At 53.9% G+C, this 17,570-nt stretch carries 14 protein-coding genes and 1 pseudogene; 4 read left to right on the top strand and 11 right to left on the bottom strand.

What is annotated here, in order from left to right:
* Positions 1 to 119 precede the first annotated feature (119 nt).
* Together U1140_RS08155 and U1140_RS08150 are read right to left on the bottom strand one after the other, a co-directional pair.
* Positions 120 to 791: pseudogene (locus U1140_RS08155) on the bottom strand (FAD-dependent oxidoreductase); the annotation flags it as partial.
* Between the two features lie 60 nt (positions 792 to 851).
* On the bottom strand, positions 852 to 1,199 hold the full coding sequence (locus tag U1140_RS08150; protein ID WP_284812131.1) for an ArsR/SmtB family transcription factor: 348 nt from the start codon (positions 1,197 to 1,199) through the stop codon (positions 852 to 854).
* Positions 1,200 to 1,302: 103 nt separating this feature from the next.
* Here U1140_RS08150 and arsB point away from each other — a divergent pair, with 103 nt between their 5' ends.
* Entirely contained in the window at positions 1,303 to 2,391 is a 1,089-nt protein-coding gene (gene arsB / locus U1140_RS08145) for an ACR3 family arsenite efflux transporter (RefSeq protein WP_369847108.1), read from the top strand.
* A gap of 104 nt (positions 2,392 to 2,495) precedes the next feature.
* On the opposite strand, the gene U1140_RS08140 is transcribed toward arsB, so the two are convergent.
* The 3 genes from U1140_RS08140 to U1140_RS08130 form a co-directional block, all read right to left on the bottom strand.
* Positions 2,496 to 3,170 carry a methionine ABC transporter permease gene (locus U1140_RS08140; protein WP_284812133.1) on the bottom strand — a complete coding sequence of 225 codons (675 nt, stop codon included), beginning with the start codon at positions 3,168 to 3,170 and terminating at the stop codon, positions 2,496 to 2,498.
* Positions 3,167 to 4,243 (bottom strand): methionine ABC transporter ATP-binding protein, encoded by a 1,077-nt coding sequence (locus tag U1140_RS08135; protein ID WP_369847101.1) that lies wholly within the window; start codon positions 4,241 to 4,243, stop codon positions 3,167 to 3,169. Before U1140_RS08135 ends, U1140_RS08140 begins: the two co-directional genes overlap by 4 nt.
* Before the next feature lie 174 nt (positions 4,244 to 4,417).
* Entirely contained in the window at positions 4,418 to 5,305 is an 888-nt protein-coding gene (locus U1140_RS08130) for a MetQ/NlpA family ABC transporter substrate-binding protein (protein WP_369847099.1), read from the bottom strand.
* A 215-nt stretch (positions 5,306 to 5,520) separates the two neighbouring features.
* On the opposite strand from U1140_RS08130, the gene U1140_RS08125 reads away from it, so the two are divergent.
* Entirely contained in the window at positions 5,521 to 8,715 is a 3,195-nt protein-coding gene (locus U1140_RS08125; protein ID WP_369847098.1) for an error-prone DNA polymerase, read from the top strand.
* A gap of 76 nt (positions 8,716 to 8,791) precedes the next feature.
* On the opposite strand, the gene U1140_RS08120 is transcribed toward U1140_RS08125, so the two are convergent.
* From U1140_RS08120 to U1140_RS08095, 6 genes are all read right to left on the bottom strand, one after another.
* Complete coding sequence (locus U1140_RS08120) at positions 8,792 to 9,826, bottom strand: ABC transporter substrate-binding protein (protein WP_369847097.1); 1,035 nt, start codon at positions 9,824 to 9,826, stop codon at positions 8,792 to 8,794.
* Positions 9,827 to 9,894: 68 nt separating this feature from the next.
* Positions 9,895 to 11,331, bottom strand: a complete 1,437-nt coding sequence (gene aldA / locus U1140_RS08115; RefSeq protein ID WP_369847096.1) for an aldehyde dehydrogenase — start codon at positions 11,329 to 11,331, stop codon at positions 9,895 to 9,897.
* Between the two features lie 48 nt (positions 11,332 to 11,379).
* Positions 11,380 to 12,264 (bottom strand): dihydrodipicolinate synthase family protein, encoded by an 885-nt coding sequence (locus U1140_RS08110; protein ID WP_369847094.1) that lies wholly within the window; start codon positions 12,262 to 12,264, stop codon positions 11,380 to 11,382.
* Between the two features lie 16 nt (positions 12,265 to 12,280).
* Positions 12,281 to 13,093 (bottom strand): amidohydrolase family protein, encoded by an 813-nt coding sequence (locus U1140_RS08105; protein ID WP_369847093.1) that lies wholly within the window; start codon positions 13,091 to 13,093, stop codon positions 12,281 to 12,283.
* Between the two features lie 47 nt (positions 13,094 to 13,140).
* Positions 13,141 to 13,926, bottom strand: a complete 786-nt coding sequence (locus tag U1140_RS08100; RefSeq protein ID WP_369847091.1) for an SDR family oxidoreductase — start codon at positions 13,924 to 13,926, stop codon at positions 13,141 to 13,143.
* A gap of 105 nt (positions 13,927 to 14,031) precedes the next feature.
* Positions 14,032 to 14,805, bottom strand: a complete 774-nt coding sequence (locus tag U1140_RS08095) for an IclR family transcriptional regulator (RefSeq protein WP_369847090.1) — start codon at positions 14,803 to 14,805, stop codon at positions 14,032 to 14,034.
* Between the two features lie 282 nt (positions 14,806 to 15,087).
* On the opposite strand from U1140_RS08095, the gene U1140_RS08090 reads away from it, so the two are divergent.
* A complete protein-coding gene (locus U1140_RS08090) occupies positions 15,088 to 16,377 on the top strand; it encodes an enolase C-terminal domain-like protein (protein ID WP_369847088.1) in 1,290 nt (429 codons plus the stop codon).
* Positions 16,378 to 16,423: 46 nt separating this feature from the next.
* On the top strand, positions 16,424 to 17,566 hold the full coding sequence (locus U1140_RS08085; protein WP_369847087.1) for a DctP family TRAP transporter solute-binding subunit: 1,143 nt from the start codon (positions 16,424 to 16,426) through the stop codon (positions 17,564 to 17,566).
* Positions 17,567 to 17,570: the final 4 nt, after the last annotated feature.

Below are 17,570 nucleotides of genomic sequence, written 5' to 3'. Positions count from 1 at the left end.
CCAGAGCTTGGGGTACCGAACCCCGGTTGAGGTTGAAGACGCGTTTTGGGAACAAGATGAGTCTCGGGAAATAATGGAAAATAGGGTAAATGCCTAGGAACAAAACCCAGTACACTTCAAAATAACACGCGGCCATCGACATCATCAGGCATCCACCGTGGTTCATGCCGGGTGTACCAGGTGACATCGGCATGGTCGGTGAGTTCGGCGGCTATTTGTGCCGCAGAGTTTCCGGCACCTACTACAGCGACAGAAGAATCGCCGAAGGGGTCCGGCCCGGGATAATTCGCGGAATGCCATTGGGTGCCGTCAAACGTGCCTGGGTAATGCGGAACAAAAGGGCTAGACCAGGTTCCAGTGGCAGCGACGATGTGTGATGCGGTCCAGGACTGCTCGCCAGCAAAAACGTGGTAGCCGTCGTCATTCCGTTCTACCTGGTCAACGTATACGGGTCGGTCAACGGGAATCTGGTAGCGCTGCTCATATTCTTCCAAATAAGCAACGATGTGCTCAGCCGGAGGGAAGCCGTCGTAGGACGGCATGGGTTTGCCCGGAAGATTGGAAAAACTCGCGGTGGAAAACAACGTCATCGACGGCCACACATGGCGCCACGCACCACCGGGGGCGTCTTGATCATCCAGAACGAGGGTGTCGACGCCAGCTCGCAATAGATAGTAGGCGGTGGCCAGGCCTGATTGGCCGCCTCCAATAATGATGGCTTCGTGGTGGTCAATGTTGGGGTGGTCAAAGTTGGGGTTGCGTTCGTGAGCGCGTGTGCCGGTCGTATTCATAGATTTTGTCCCTTGCGCTGTCTTGCCTTTCATCGTGTCGCCGTTGCTGTTTGCTTAGTTCTATCCGATCTGCAGGACGGTACGTAGTTCTGCGAAAAGCTGTGGACGCACGCGGTGGATGACCGTACGGCCGACTCGTACCTTGTTTAATAAGCCGACCTCGGTTAAGCGTGCTAAGTGATGGGATACGGTAGGTTGGCTCAACCCTGATAATTCTGTTAACTCTGCGACGCTAACTGGTTCGCATCCTTCCGCAGCTAGCCGCGAGAGCAATCGTAGGCGGGTGGGATCGGACAGCGCTGTGAACAGAATGGAATAGCGTTCAGCTTCGCTTTTGGTCAAAAGGCCAGATCCCAGGGAACAACAGGAGGCAGGATCAGTCAGCGGGGAAGTTTCTGGGGAGGTCATAACAACTATGTTATATTGACGGCTATCGATATAATATATTGATAGCTATCGATATAAGTTTAGGATTCTGGCTTGATGCTCAGAATTGTTTTTAAGGAGTTTTATGACCGTTGCCCAACGTCCGCGTATGTCCTGGTTGAATCGATTTTTACCGGTATGGATCCTCGTCGCGATGGGTGTTGGACTACTCCTGGGGCGCACGATGCCGGGAATCGGAGAAACGCTGGCGCGGCTAGAAGTAGGCGGTATTTCTTTGCCGATTACACTCGGTTTGCTGGTGATGATGTACCCGCCTTTAGCGAAAGTTCGTTACGATAAAACCCGCAAGATCGTTGCAGATAAGCGGTTGATGACAGTATCAATCGTGCTTAATTGGCTGGTGGGGCCAGCTTTTATGTTTGTATTGGCGTGGTTTTTCTTACCTGATCAGCCGGAACTTCGTACTGGGTTAATCATCGTTGGCTTGGCCAGGTGCATTGCAATGGTGCTGGTGTGGTCTGATCTATCCTGTGGTGACCGGGAAGCTACAGCTGTTTTGGTGGCTATTAACTCTGTATTTCAGGTACTTATGTTCGGGCTGCTTGGCTGGTTTTATCTGCAAGTATTACCCCAATGGTTCGGGCTGGGTGCCAGCGAAGTGGAATTTTCCTTCTGGACCATCGTGAGTTCTGTGTTGGTGTTCCTCGGAGTGCCTCTGGTTGCTGGTGCTTTGTCCCGGGTTGTGGGAGAAAATATCAAAGGGCGGCAGTGGTATGAAACGAAATTTTTGCCAGCTATTTCACCATTGGCGCTGCTTGGGCTGTTGTACACCATCGTTTTATTGTTTTCCCTGCAGGGTGAACATATTGCAGCGCAACCGACGGCAGTAGTTCGTGTAGCCGTCCCGTTGCTGCTTTATTTTGTTGGGATGTTTGCTGTGTCGTTGGTTGTTTCAAAACTGGTGGGGATGAATTATGCGCAGTCTTCGTCGGTGTCGTTTACAGCTGCCGGAAATAATTTCGAATTGGCTATTGCCGTATCCATCGGTACTTTCGGAGCGCATTCCGCACAAGCGTTAGCTGGAACAATAGGTCCGATGGTCGAGATTCCTGTGCTTGTCGGGTTGGTTTACGTCATGTTGTGGTTGGGGCCGAAGCTTTTCCCTGGTGACGCAACTTTGCCGGGTATGACCGCGCCGACTACCGGACAGTAACCTGACTGCAGTTGTCTTTAATGACGTGTTGTTCGTATGGAAAAGCCCGGCGATTAAGCCGGGCTGGGCGGTAGTAAAGAGTGCGAACACTAGCGACAGATGAGTTAGCGGCGCATGATCTTCTTCGACAACCAGTTGCCGAAGAACTGCGCGGCTTGGACGATGATGATGATTGCGGCGGTAGCAATCAGTGTGACCTTGTAGTCGAAGGCGCGGTGTCCGTAAACGATGGCGAAATCGCCCAAACCGCCACCGCCGATGTATCCGGCCATCGCGGACATATCGACGATTGCGATGAAAATGAAGGTGTAGCCCAGCACCAGTGGGCCCAGTGCTTCGGGCAGGATCACGCGGGTGATGATTCGCCACGGCCCTGCCCCCATCGCTCGGGCGGCTTCAATAATGCCCGGGTCGATCGAGACCAAGTTCTGCTCGACGATGCGTGCGACCGCGAAGGTGGCGGCGATGCCCATCACGAATGCGGCTGGTTCACGCCCGATCGATGATCCGAGCACGCCGATGGTGATCGGTTGCATCAGAGCCAGCAAAATGATGAACGGGATGGGGCGGACGAAGTTCACCAGGATGTTCAGGATCGTGTAGACGAACTTGTTCTGCAGGATCCCGCTCTCGCGGGTGGTGAACAGGAATACGCCGACCACGAGGCCAAGGACACCACCGACGACCATGGCGAAAGCCACCATGACCAAAGTGTCGATGACGGCATCGGAAAACATCGGGCCCAGGCGGTCCCAGTTGGTATCAGCTGCGGAAATCATCGCTTAATCTCCTCAATGTGGGTGCGCTGGGAAAGTGTGCGGTAAAACTCGTCGATGGCGGAATCATCGCCATTGAGACGCACGGTCATTTTGCCGAAGGATTGCTGCTGCAAGGTGGTCACACCACCGTGCACGATGTTGATGGAACCACCGGAAGAGCGCAGCGTGGCAGCGGCTTCGAAGAACCCAGAATTTTCGGTCAGTTCGATGGTAAACAGGCGCCCGTCGTGAGCCAGCAAGTCATCGGCTTCGATGGCATCGGGTTCGTTGCGCAGGGCAGTGGCGACGAAGCGCTTGGCGACGTCCGTTTTCGGTGCCGAAAACACGTCGTAGATTTCGCCATATTCCACAATCGAGCCGTTTTCCATCACCGCGACTTTATCGGCGATAGCGCGCACGACTTCCATTTCGTGGGTGATCACGACAATGGTGATGCCGAATTCCTGGTTGACCTTCCGCAGTACATCCAGGATTTCTTGGGTGGTCTCCGGGTCGAGCGCGGAGGTGGCTTCGTCGGCAAGCAACAGCGACGGGTTGGTCGCCAACGCACGCGCGATGCCGACGCGCTGCTTCTGGCCACCGGACAGCTGTTCTGGGTAGGAATTGCCGCGTTCGCCCAGCCCAACGAACTGGAGAAGTTCCTGGACACGCTTGGTGCGCTCGGCTTTTGGCACCCCGGCCAGTTTCAGCGGGAATTCGATATTTGCCGCTGCGGTGCGGGAGTTAAACAGGTTGAACTGTTGGAAGATCATCCCGATATTGCGACGCAGTCCGCGCATCTTTGCTTCGGACATGCCGACGATCTCTGTGCCGTCGAGTTTTAGCGAGCCCGAGGTTGGGTTATCCAGGCCGTTAATCAGGCGTACCAGGGTGGATTTGCCCGCGCCGGAATACCCGATTATGCCGATGACTTCGCCGGATTCGACGGTCAAGGTGACATCGTCGACGGCGGTGACCTTCGTAGAGCCCTTCTTTTTGGCGTCAAAGACTTTATTGACGTTGGTGAATTCGATGCGGGTGCCGCGGCGTTCGCCACTTCCGCTAGCTGGGCTTGTACCCGAGTGTGTTACCACGAAAAACCATCATTTCTTCTTAGACGGAAAACGCTTAGTCGCAGCTATGTTAGCCGGGACTAAGCGTATGTCGTTACTAGCCTGCTCGGAAAGTTCGGAGGAATACCGGAAACGTTCCGAATGAGCTGTGCTGCAGCAGCGCTAGCAGCTCCAGTGGTCGCAGTGGGTCCAGGGCTAGCTTTGTAGTTCTTCTTCCAAATCGTCCAGGATCTTCTGCAGTTCTTCACGTGGGCGCTGGACTTGCACCGTGGTTCCGCCGGATTCTTCGAATACGGCCTTGGCGACGCGCTCGTCGTGCCACAGCTCAGCCAACTCGTTCAAGACCGCGTCGTCGACGGCGTCGGCACGAACGACCCACAGGTTAATGTATGGCTCAGCGCTTTCTGCGTTCGGATCGTCGTCGAAGATAGCCTCTTCTGGGTCAATATCGGCCTGGTCCAGGAAGTTATTGTTGATCACAGCTGGTTGGCCCAGACGGTACTGCCGCGCGGTTTCGGAAGCGTCGACCGTGGTGACAGTGACCTTGGAAGCTTCTTTATCGATGTCAGCCACGCTTGGGGTGTACTTCACATCACCGACCAGCTCCACCAAGCCAGCTTCTCGCAGCAGCAACAGTGCACGACCCTGGTTGACGGTGTCGTTCGGGATGACAACTTCTTCACCCTCGATCTCGTTGACGTCGAGGTCGTCGGCACCTTCCCAGAAAAGGCCCATCTTGTAGATTTCGGTGGATACCAGTGGTGCCAGGTCATCGCCGGAGTCAACGTTGTACTGCGCCAAAAACATCAGGTGCTGGAACTTGTTGATGTCGTTTTCACCCTGGCTCAGAGCAGGGTTGGGCTGGGAGTATTCCGCGAAGTTTTCAATTTCGATGTTGAAGCCATTTTCTTCAGCGACTTCTTCGAATACCGACCAAGATTCCAGTGAAGCATCGGTGGTGCCGATGGTAATGGTGTCTTCCTTGGAATATGGGGAATAAGCAGCATTGTCGCTGGAGCAAGCGACTAGGGTGGCTGCGGTTAATGCGGCGGTGCTGCCAGCAATAATGCGGCGGATTTTCATGTCTTTGTGGGTCCTTTCGTGGAAAAGTCATGGACGTCGGCAGCATGCATGATTTCGGCCCGGGTGCATGCTCGGCGCAATGACGTGGAATCTAGCAGATGCTGTACAGCTTTGTCTATATTTTTGTTCAACTAGCGGCGATTAAAGCGTGTGCATTTTCGGCTTATTCGAAAATATATACGCATCTGTGGGTGTTTCTGTGTAGGGTTGCAGTCATGAATTTCAACGGTGGTGCGGGTCTGTCGTGGTCGCGTTTAGAAAGGATTTTATCTGGACGTCCGGTGCCTGCTCCTGCGCCACTGCCGCACAATGCCGACGTTGCTGCTAGCGGTGGTGTCAGTGGGGGGTCTGTGGCTGGAGAATCTGCGGCCTGCTCGCAGCCTTCCGGGCCTGCTTTTGCCGAGTTAACAGCAGTCAGTTCTTATAGCTTTCTTGCTGGTGCTTCTGATCCAGAATCTTTGGTTGAACGTGCCTGTCAACTGGGGTTAACCGCGCTTGGGGTGTGTGATCGTGATGGTTTTTATGGTGCGATTGTTTTCGCGGAAGCTGCCGCAAAAGCAGGCTTGCCGACGGTGTTTGGCGCTCGGCTGAGCCTGGACCATGGCGGTTTGACTGTGTTGGCGCGCACCCCGGAAGGCTATCGATTGTTATCCCGCGTGATGGCGGCAGCACACATGGCTAGTGATGATCGCAGGCCGCGCTATCCCAGCTTGGGAACGCTTGCCGCGCAATTGGGTGGCCAGTGTTATATTCTGGTCGATCATTCCTGGTTGGGAATGATCGATACCTTGATCGAATCATTTGGGGTAGACAGCTTGGTTCTACATTATGAATGTAACTTGTTGCCGGAAGATGCTGACCGCTTCGCGGACTTGGATGCAGCCGCCGACAACACCGTTGCTGCCGGGCAAGGCCTGCGCGCGGTGATCAGTGCAAGCCCGCATGCTGCCACGAGAAACGAGACCCGGCTGGCCAGTGCCAAGGCAGCGTTGGCACATCGGGAATCGCTGGCAGCAGCCAACTGGCACACTCACCCGATGGGGGCGCAATGGATGCGTGATGGTGCGGGCATGTTGCGGCTTGCCCCAGGGAGGGAAAAACTATTAGACACCGCGGTAGAGATAGCCGAAGAGTGCGCTTTTAGTTGGGATATCGTCGCCCCACGTCTGCCACATTTTCCGGTACCCGACGGCGAGACCGAGATGAGTTGGTTACGGAATGTGACCTATCAGCGCGCAGAACACCGCTACCAGTCTTATCCGCAGCAGATCTACCAGCGGGCACGCAAACAGATTGAGCATGAGCTGGGTGTTATTGAAGCGCTCGGGTTTCCTGGTTATTTTTTGATCGTGATGGATATCGTCGATTTTTGCGCCCAGCAGAATATTCTCGCTCAGGGTAGGGGATCGGCAGCCAATTCCGTGGTGTGTTTCAGCCTCGGCATCACTAATGCTGAGCCGATAAGCGCGCAATTGCTATTCGAACGATTTTTATCGGCAGACCGAGATGGCCCGCCGGATATCGACCTTGATATTGAATCGACCCGTCGAGAAGAAGTTATCCAATATGTCTATTCCACTTACGGGCGTGATCGGGCTGCACAGGTGGCCAATGTGATCACCTATCGTCGTAAAGGGGCAGTACGGGATGCTGCTCGTGCGCTCGGATTCCCCCAAGGTGCTGCCGATAACTGGGCGCAAGGAAAGTCGACCCCGCCTGATAATGTGCTGGCGCTGGCAGAAAAATTCCTGGGCCAACCGCGACACCTAGGGATCCACTCTGGGGGCATGGTTTTGTGCGATCGGCCAGTCACCGATGTGGTGCCGACGCAATGGGCAGCGATGGAACACCGCAGCGTTGTGCAATGGGACAAAGACAGCTGTGCGGGTGCCGGCCTGGTGAAATTCGACCTGCTGGGCCTTGGCATGCTCGAAGCGTTGCACCACATGATTGATTTGGTGGCGCAGCAGCATGGGCACACCGTGAACCTGTGGGAGATCGACCTGGCCGACCAGAAGGTCTATGACATGCTGTGTAAAGCCGACGCGGTCGGTGTATTCCAAGTGGAATCGCGTGCGCAGTTGAACACGCTGCCACGGCTGAAACCACGCTGTTTTTTCGACCTCGTGGTGGAAGTCGCGCTGATCCGTCCCGGCCCGATCCAAGGCGGTTCTGTGCACCCGTACCTGCGCCGACGGGATGGGCTGGAAGAAGTCACCTACGACCACCCAGTGCTGGAAAAAGCACTGGCAAAAACCCTGGGAATTCCGCTTTTTCAGGAACAACTCATGCACATTGCCGTCGACGCGGCTGGCTTTAGTGGGGCAGAGGCTGATGATCTACGCCGGGCGATGGGATCGAAGCGCTCACCAGAACGCATGGCAGCGTTGCAGGAACGCTTCATGCGTGGATGCTGGGAAACCAACCAGATTGATACTGATACCGCCTATAAACTGTGGTCGAAAATCGTCGCTTTTGCCGCCTACGGGTTCCCGGAATCCCATTCGCAGTCTTTTGCCTCTCTGGTGTTTTTCTCTGCCTGGTTCAAGTGCTACTACCCAGCGGAGTTCTGCGTCGGGCTGCTGCGTGCGCAACCGATGGGGTTTTATTCCCCACAGTCGTTGATCCAGGATGCCCGCCGCCACGGGGTGAGAATCTTGCCGGTTTCGGTGTTGGATTCGCAGGTAGAAGCCAGCGTGACTGAAGGTGCCATTCGTTTGGGGCTCGGGTCAGTTAAAGGCTTGTCGACGAAAACCGCAGACGCCATCGTTTCTGCACAACACTCGTTGCACCGAGAATCTTCGGTGGCAGATCTGGTGCGCCGCACTGGGGCTTCGGTGAACGAGCTAGAAGCACTCGCGCGCGCCGGGGCGTTAGAAGTGCTGGGCTTGGATCGTCGGCAAGCGCAATGGGTAGCCGGGGTAGCTGCTACTGAGCAACCAGGAATGTTGCCGGGGCTTTCGGCGATTGCTGCGCCGGCGCTTCCAGGGATGAGCGGTTTTGAAATGCTGGCGGCAGATCTAGCGTCGACGGGAATGACTCCAGAGACCCAGCCGATGGAATTATTACGTCGCGCGTTGGCCGGTAAAAACGTGGTGCGCGGCGCAGATTTGTTGCGGGTTGCTGATGGGAGCCGAATTCGCGTGGCGGGCATGATCACGCACCGCCAGCGGCCCAATACTGCAAGTGGGGCGACATTTCTCGGGATGGAAGATGAAACCGGGCTGATCAATGTGATGATTTCACCGGGGTTATGGAAACGGCAGAAAAGACTAGCGCGCACCGCCAAAGCCTTGGTGGTGCGCGGGATAGTGCAAAACGCAAGTGGGGCAGCCACGGTGGTGGCCGACCGATTGGAGCCGCTGGAGGTCAGCGAACTGCTTACGGTGCGCTCGCGGGATTTCCAATAGCTGCGCTCATGCAGCCGAGCTGTACTTATGCAGTGAAGCCCAGCTCATGCGGCCGGGCCGAGCGCATCAGTTGGGATTATTTGCTCTCCGCATCTAGCATCTCGAGCAGTTCTTCGATGATATCCACCGCGTGCATCGCGGAGTAGTAGGCACCTTCGTGGGTTTGCTCATCGGAGCGCACCACGGTCTCGTTCTGTACCGCAGGGATTGTGCCGAACTGTGCATTCGACTGCAGCGACTGCCACGTTGATTTTTCATTGACTAGCGCTACCAGCGCATCGACGTCGTCAAGAGCCTTTGCGATCTCATCGATGTCATACTTGCCGGTCACACCCTCTAAGGCCTCATTGAAAGCCTCGGATGGTTCCGCCCCCAGGTCCTGCAGCACCTGCGAAAGCAAACGCGTGCCATTGATCACGAATTCCTCGCCGTCATAGCTGACTGGTGCGAACTTGTTATCAGCCAGTGCATCGGCATACTTGTCCGACAGTTTGCCGACTCGTTTCTCATAATCGGCGATCAAGCTACCAGCTTTTTCTTCGGTGCCGGTGGCGGACGCAACCAACATCAGATCATCTTCCCAGGTAGCGGTGGAAAAATCACCGATTGGCAGAACCGGGGCGATGTTTTTGAGCTCGTCGTGGATAGGGGTGACATCCTGGACTGCACCGATGATCAAGTCCGGATCAGCCTTTTTAATAGCGTCGATGTCTGCTTCTTCATCACCGGCGGTGTACAGCGTCTCCGCGCCGTCATCATTGGCCTGTTTGATCTCTTCGGCTAACGGTGAATCCAAGTCAAACGCATCGGGTGCCTGCGGATAACCGATGACTGGTAGCTCCAAAGATAGAGCAATATCGAGGTCCCGGCTTCCGGTGAGTACCACGACGGATTTCACGTCGGCAGGCACTTCTACCTCGCCGAGCTCGGTGCCCACAATGCGGGATTCACCATCCTTGTTGGCGGTTTTCTCATCACCCGAAGCAACCGAGGATGCGGTGCTTGAAGCTTCCGAAGCCGCGTCTTTGACAGAATCAGCGGCCTCGTCGGCAGAAGAGCACGCGCTCAAGGTCAGGGCAGCAGCAATGCACAGCGGAATAATCTTTTTCATAATTATCACGTTAGCAAAAAGTCTGCTGCCAAAATCGCTGTATAAAGCACGTGTTTAACACCTGGCGGTTACATCTTCGATTCGATGTAGGTCACGTGAGTTTCGAGGTATTCCATGATGCCGTGCTTGCCGTCGGCACCGCCGATACCGGAGTTGCGGCGACCAGCGTGGAAGCCCTGCATCGCCTCGAAGTTTTCGCGGTTGATGTAGGTTTCGCCGTAGAGCAGCTCGCGGGCAGCTTTGTGGGCTTTGTGCACGTTTTCGGTGTAGACAGACGAGGTCAAGCCGTATTCCGAGCTGTTGGCAAACTCAATGGCCTCATCCAAATCCTTGACCGTCACCACCGGCAGAACTGGGCCGAAGACCTCTTCGCGGGTGATCGGAGCACCCTTTTCGACGCCATCCAGCAGCGTTGGCTGGTAGAAGAAGCCTTTGCCTTTGTCCTCGGCAGCGGCACCACCGCATACCACCTGGGCGCCGGCGTCGACGGCGGCTTGCACCATCTCGCCAACGTTTTTCAGTCCAGCGTGGTTGATCAGTGGGCCCATATCCAGCTCGTCTTCGGTGGAGGTATCGCCGTAGCGGGTGGATTCGAATTTCTCCTTCAGCTTGGCGACGAGCTCATCATGCACGGCTTCTTCCACGAGCACGACTTCCGCACAGTTACAGACCTGGCCGGTGTTGATCACGCGCGAATTCCAGATGGCGGTGGCTGCCAGGTCCAGGTCGGCGTCGGCAAGCACGATCGCTGGTGCCTTGCCGCCCAATTCCAGGTTGACGCGAGTGAGGTTCTCCGCAGCCGCAGCCATGATCTTCTTACCGGTAGCCACCGATCCCGTCATCGAGATCATGTCGACGTCCTTGTGGCGGGTCAGCGCATCGCCAACCACGGAGCCGCGGCCGCCGACCATGTTGAATACGCCCTTGGGCAGGCCGATGCCGTCGACCAGTTTGGCGAACTCGAAGGCGTTGATTGGGGTTTCATCCGAAGGCTTGATGACGATGGTGTTGCCAGTGACCAGGGCTGGAGCCATTTTGCGCACGATGAGGAAGAACGGGAAGTTCCACGGCAAGATGCCACCGACGACGCCAATGGGCTGGTAGGTCAGGAAAATGGATTCGTTTGGGCGATCGGAAGGGATAACTTCGCCTTCGATGCGGCGGGCGAAACCAGCCATGTAGTCCAGGTAGTCGGCGGTGAAGTTGACCTCGACTGTGGCCAAGCCGCGGGCTTTACCTTGTTCGCGCACCAGGTAGTCAGCGAAACGGTCGACGTGGTTGCGCAGTTCTGCTGCAATTTTGGTCAGGTATCCTGCACGTTCGACGGCGGGCAGCTTCGCCCAGTCCGCCTGGGCAGCTTTGGCTGCCTGGACTGCTTGATCCACTGCGGCAGCATCGGATGCTGGGGCTTGCGCAATGACCTCGCCGGTTGAAGGGTTGAGCACGTCGTGGAATTCGGCTGGGGCGACGAATTCGTTGTTGATGTAGTTCTGGTAGTTGGACATGAAAAACTCCTTGGTTGGTGTAGCTACTGGGTTAGTTGCACTACTGCGTTAGCTGCGAGCAGTGTCAATGAGTCGAGCAATTTCTTCCTGCTGTGCAGTTGTTAGCTCGATGTATGGCTCATGCGTGGCGGTGCTGAGATCAGCTTCGCTGGCATAGCGCACAGCATGCTTAATGGTGTGAATGAAGTGATCACCTACCTCGTAGACAGACATCAAAGCAGCGATTTTTCCTGCGTAGTGTGCTGCAGCCGTGACATCGCCGGACTCATACGCACGGTGCATGGCACCGAAAATCTCGGGGACGACATTGGTGAGCCCGCACAGAACACCCTGACCACCAGCGATACGGTTTGGCAAATAGTATTCATCGAAACCAGAAAGCACAGAAAAATCATCTGGGGCATCTCTGATGACGCGTCTGGTGTGGGCGGCGGAATCCACGGTATCTTTCACCCCGACGATATTCGGGTGTGCAGCAGCAATCGTGCTGATCAGCTCTGGCGATAAATCATTACCGGTGCGGTCCGGGAAGTTATAGAGCATGATGGGCAGCTCGGAAGCCTCGGCCAACTCGGTAAAATACTTCGCCGCCAATGCATCGCTGGGACCGAAATAATATGGGCTGACGACAACCGCTGCATCCACGCCATGTTCGTAACCGTATGCGTTGAGCTCTTTTGCTTCCGCAATTTTGGTGCTGCCTGAACCAATGAGGAATTGCATGCGCCCTTTGACAACGCGACCGACAAATTCGATTGCCTGTTTCTTCTGTTCCATGCTTAACGCATAAAATTCACCGATGCTGCCGAAGATCAAAACACCGGAAATACCGCCAGAAATCAGCCGCTCCAGGTGAGCCTCCCAGGCGGGAAAATCGATGCAGCCGTCGCTCTGTAGCGGAGTAATCGACGGGCAGTACACTCCTGTAAACATGTAGTTTCCTTCCAAATTATAGAGGTAAGTTGTAGACGTAACCGGCAGTATCGGAAAACACCTGGGGGTCGTCGCCGAATACTTTTCGTATCGCGGTGATATGCGTATACAGATCGCTATAGAGGCCGATGACCGGCCAGTTCGACGCAAACATCAGCCTTTGTGGCCCAAAAATTTCCCCGAGAAATTCCAATAGCTGGTAGGCATCTGTTGTGGAGTCGTAACTGAGCCCTGAAAGTTTGCAGTACACGTTGGGGTATTCAGCTAGAGCTCTCATGTTGGCGGCAAACTCGTCGTCGAGTCTTTGAGCATTGCCACAATGGTCTATGACTACGCGGAGATTCGCACAGTCTTCATACGCTGCATGAAAATCCGCTAATTCCGGGGTACGTATGCAGAGGTCAAAGACCTTTGATTGGCTAGATAAGTTCCTGCAACCCGCGGTGAAACTGCTTTCTAAGCAGCGCCCGCGGGGGATGTCGTCGTTATGCAATACTTCCCGTACACCGACAGCATCCGGGGCAACCTGCATGTTTTTCTGCAGGTGTGAGTGGGTAACGAACCCTTGTAATAACGGTTCGTGCGCCATTAAGGATGTGATGCGGGCATCTTCGTCGGCAGGGTCTGCGACATCTGCTTCGATGTGCAAGGCGCCCGCTAGTTCTACGTCTGCCAGCCCTTGCTCAGCTAAATCGGCATAGGCCTGCTTGAGGTCAGCGAAGCTGAAAGACCTGTGCAACAGGGAATCCACGCCGTGTAGCCAGTCGAGCCGTTGGGTTTCGAGATTCCATACGTGAATATGGGAATCGAAAATTTTCAGGTTGGTCATGTACCGTGCCGTTTCCTGCGAATTCGTTGTTTCACTAGGCTGTGTTTTTACAGCGCCCGGTCTAAGTGCACATAGCCGCCGTCTGGATGGATCCATTGTCCGGTCGTGTGCGAAGAACGATCCGACAGCAAAAACACCGCAGTATCAGCAAGCTCTTCGACCGTGGTCATGCGGTTGTGCAATGGAATCTCATCGGTAATGAGTTGGAGACGTTTTTGTTGCGCTTCCTTGTCACCAAAGGTTTTGATCCATTTCTCGTACAAGGGAGTCCAGGCTTCTGCGACCACGAGTGCGTTAACACGTACCCCATGGGGCGCCAATGCCGCTGCCCATTCACGGGTAAGTCCCAGGATGGCTCCCTTGGCGGCCGCATAGGCTGAGGTTTTTCCCTGGCCAGTAAGCGCGGTTTTCGAACCGATGTTGAGGATCGCTCCAGCAGAATCTTGCAAGTATTTTTGGGCCGCGTGGACGGTCTCGTAATAGTGCGTGAGATTGCTGTGCAATGATTGTTCAAACTCGCGCCAGGAAGTCTCGTCTAATGATTTGTTGTCATTGGCGCCTGCATTATTCACGATTCCATCGATACGTCCATAGCGCTGGTAGGCAGCATCGATGATGCCGGCGATATCATCAGTGTCATTCAGATCGATTTCGTAGGCAGCGTAGTTCGCCGTCAATTTCTCGATTTCCGTCTTGTAGTCCGCGCTCAGGGGAGTGCGGTCAAGAATTACTGGAATTGCACCCTCGCGAGCGAGTGCAAACACGATTGCCTTGCCAATGCCGCCCATGCCGCCAGTGACGACGAATACTTTTTCGTCAAGGTGAAGGTCCATTGCGCACCATCCTTTGGTTCTATGGTGTGAAACCCTGTTTCATTGTTTGTTTCATACTACCGCAAGAAAATGTGAGATGGAACCCGTAATTCGAATTTATGTGATCTAGCTTGAGTATTTTGTGGTGTGTGCACCCAGATTGTGTGAGATTTCAGCAGCGGCTTCTGTCACTAAAGGGGCAAAGCGTTCTATCTGCTTTAACGTGTTTTCCATGGCTAGCGAAGTCAGAGAGATGCCATATGTGGCTTTCCCGGAATGGTCGAAGATTGGTGCGCCGATGCAGCGGATGCCCGGAACGTTTTCTTCATCATCGAAGCTGTAACCGCGGGTGCGCACCACGGCAATCTCTTGATCGAGATCTTCCGGGGTGGTGATGGTGTTTGGGGTTAGGGGAGCTAGGCCCGCTTGCTTGACGACGCTTTCTAGCTGGGATTTATCCATGTCTGCAAGCAGGCATTTTCCGATTGCAGTGGAGTGCAGTGGAAGCCGTTTGCCGATTGTGGATGGAATCTCATACGGGGTAGGCCCTTGGCGTTTGGCAACATAAATTGCTTCATTGACGTTGAGTGCGCCCACGTGCACGGTGTAGCCCGTTTCCTCAGCAAGTTGTGTCAGGACTGGGTTTGCAACTTCAGAAATGTCGATGGAGTTAAATGCTCGGCTGGCGAGTCGAAGTGAAGTGACGCCGGGTGCGTAAGTTCCGTCGCTAGCAAGGTAGACAAATTCGTAGTCAAGCAGGGTTTGCAAGATTCGGTGTACCGTAGCTTTCGCGAAGCCGGTGGCGGTGACAATGTCTGAAAAACGCTCGTGTTCAATGGCTGCCTGCAGCACAATTAAGGTCTTGTCGGCAGCTGTGAGACGAGCATTTGACGTGGTCATTAGCGGGGTGCTCCTTGCGGATCGGGGATGGCATGGGGTGAAAAGTCTATGGGAGAAGTCTTCACCTGACCGGCTGGTTAGTACCTATTGTCGCACGGCCATGTGTATGGATTGATGTGCGTAATGCTTAACGTAATTTGTGCAACCCCTTGCGTATGTTCGTGACTTGAACTACATTCCTAACTAAACAACTTAGGAACTCGGTTCTGCCATATGAAACTCCACGATTATGGGGCTCCATGGTTATGGGTACGGCAGCACCATCCGGCAAGGAGGGCGCAATTGTCCAGAATCACGCAAATTAAAACCTATGATTTTAGGTTTCCGACATCACAGTCACTCTCCGGCTCTGATGCAATGAACCCGGACCCGGATTATTCCTCGGCGTATGTAGAAATTTCTACGGATGCTGACGACGGGAATACCGGTATCGGTTTTGTTTTCACTATCGGGCGTGGCAATGATGTTGCCTGTAAAGCCATCGAATCGCTGAGCCAACGGTTCATCGGCCGAGAAATCGAACCGTACCTCGACAACATGAAACGCGCGTGGGATGAGCTGGTGCATGATTCCCAATTGCGGTGGCTCGGCCCGGAAAAGGGCGTCGAACACATGGCCATTGGTGCGGTATTGAACGCATTCTGGGATCTCAAGGCTAAACGCGCAGGTGTTCCACTCTGGAGACTGTTGGCAGAAATGGAGCCAGAGGAGCTGGTGGCGACACTGGACTTCCGGTACCTCACGGATGCCTTAGCCCCAGAAGAAGCTATTGACTTCCTGAAAGATGGAAAACGCGGCCAGCAAGAGCGTATTGATAATCTTCTCGCGCACGGGTACCCGGGTTATTCAACGGCTGCGGGCTGGTTGGGTTATTCCGACGACAAGATGGTTCGTTTGGCCAAAACAGAAAGCCAAGATAAAGGCTTCCAGTTGATCAAACTCAAGGTTGGGCAAAACCTTGACGACGATTTGCGTCGTCTGGCACTTGCCAGGGAAGCAATTGGTCCCGATGTGCGCTTGGCGGTCGATGCGAACCAAGTCTGGGATGTCCCGCAAGCGATTGAATGGATTAAGCAATTCCATGAGTTCGATCTGGCGTTTGTGGAGGAACCTACCAGCCCCGATGACGTGCTTGGGCACGCAGCAATTGCACGGGCAGTTGATCCAATACCGATTGCGACCGGCGAACAAATGCAGTCGCGGATCCTGTATAAGCAATTCTTGCAGGCGAATGCTTTTGGAATCATGCAGGTAGATGCCACTCGGGTCGCCGGGCCACAAGAACTCATCATTGAATACTTGCTGGCACACAAGTTCAATAAACCCGTTATTCCGCACGCCGGTGGCGTCGGATTGTGCGAAGCTGTGCAACATTTTGCGATGTTCGATTACTTGTCGGTGTCATGCACGTTGGACAACCGGTTGATCGAATACGTCGATAACCAGCACGAGCATTTCGTCGACCCGGTGGTGATCAAAAACGGCAATTACATGCCGCCTCTGTTGCCGGGAAACAGCTGTGAAATGACCCTGTCGAGCACAGAAAAATACGTTTATTACGACAGGGAATGATCAATAATTTACCGAATCTCTGTAATTTAATATGTTAGGAAACAGCATGGTCAATAAATTGATCTCAAAATGCAGCGAGACCAGTACGAACCCTCTAAAGAAATATCAAAAGAAAAATCTTGCGGCGGCGATTGTGGTGCCTGCGTTATTTTGCTCTGCATGTGGATTGATGGAGTCAGTTGAAGTTGCGGAGCTGCAAGATAATGGCACCGATGTTGAGTTCACAAAAACGCTCAGAATGGCAAACGTTTATGAGCCTAATCATGCTGCGAATCGTTGCGGAACTGCCACGATGAAGAAAGAACTGGCAAAAGTAGGGATTGAACTCAAAGTGTACCCCGGTAGCCAATTAGGAAACGAGATGGAAACTGTGGAACAAGTGGTCACAGGGGCGTTAGATATCGGGATGTCTACCGGAGCATTTTTTGCAAATTGGTATCCAGAAGCGGTTGTCGTTGATGTGCCATTTTTTGTTGAGGATGCAGAAACTTATGACAAAGTGATGCGAGGTAAAACTATGACTCAGTTTTACGAAGAAATGGCAGATGAAACTGGACTCGAGGTTTATAGCTCTTGGTTATATGGGACTAGGCACATTACATCGAATAAACCAATCAGAAATCCAGAGGATCTAAGAGGGGTAAAAATTCGTACTCCCGATGCTCCAATGTATTTGCAAATGATGGAAGCATTCGGTGGTACCGCCACACCTATGGCGTTAACGGAAGTTTATCTTGGGTTGCAACAAGGAACGATTGACGCTCAAGAGAACCCAATTCCGACGATTTACTCGAACAAGTTCAATGAGGTGCAGTCTACCTTGAACTTGACTGGGCATGTCATCCAAGGAGTTCAAGTATTCACCTCTAGTGATCTTCTGGAATCATTGACGGAGGATGAAGCTAGCGCACTTAAAGCTGCGACAGACAAAGCGAGGGTCGCAAACTTCGAATGTATCAAATCCGGAGAAGTCGAAATTCTAGAAACCTGGAAGAAAGATGGATCGATAGAAATAGTCGATGATGTCGACCAATCAAAGTTCCAATCAGCTATTGAACAACGGTTATTACCTGATCAAGAGTGGGCTTCGATTTATGAACGGGTTCAAGACGAAATCGATAGTGGAATTACCACAGTCGTCGGTGAGGATATCAAATCCTCCCTATTGGGTGAGCAGATTGAGGGCTGATTCG

Source organism: Corynebacterium drakensteinense (assembly GCF_041224285.1).
Lineage (GTDB): Bacteria > Actinomycetota > Actinomycetes > Mycobacteriales > Mycobacteriaceae > Corynebacterium.
This window is presented reverse-complemented; position numbering and strand designations above follow the sequence as displayed.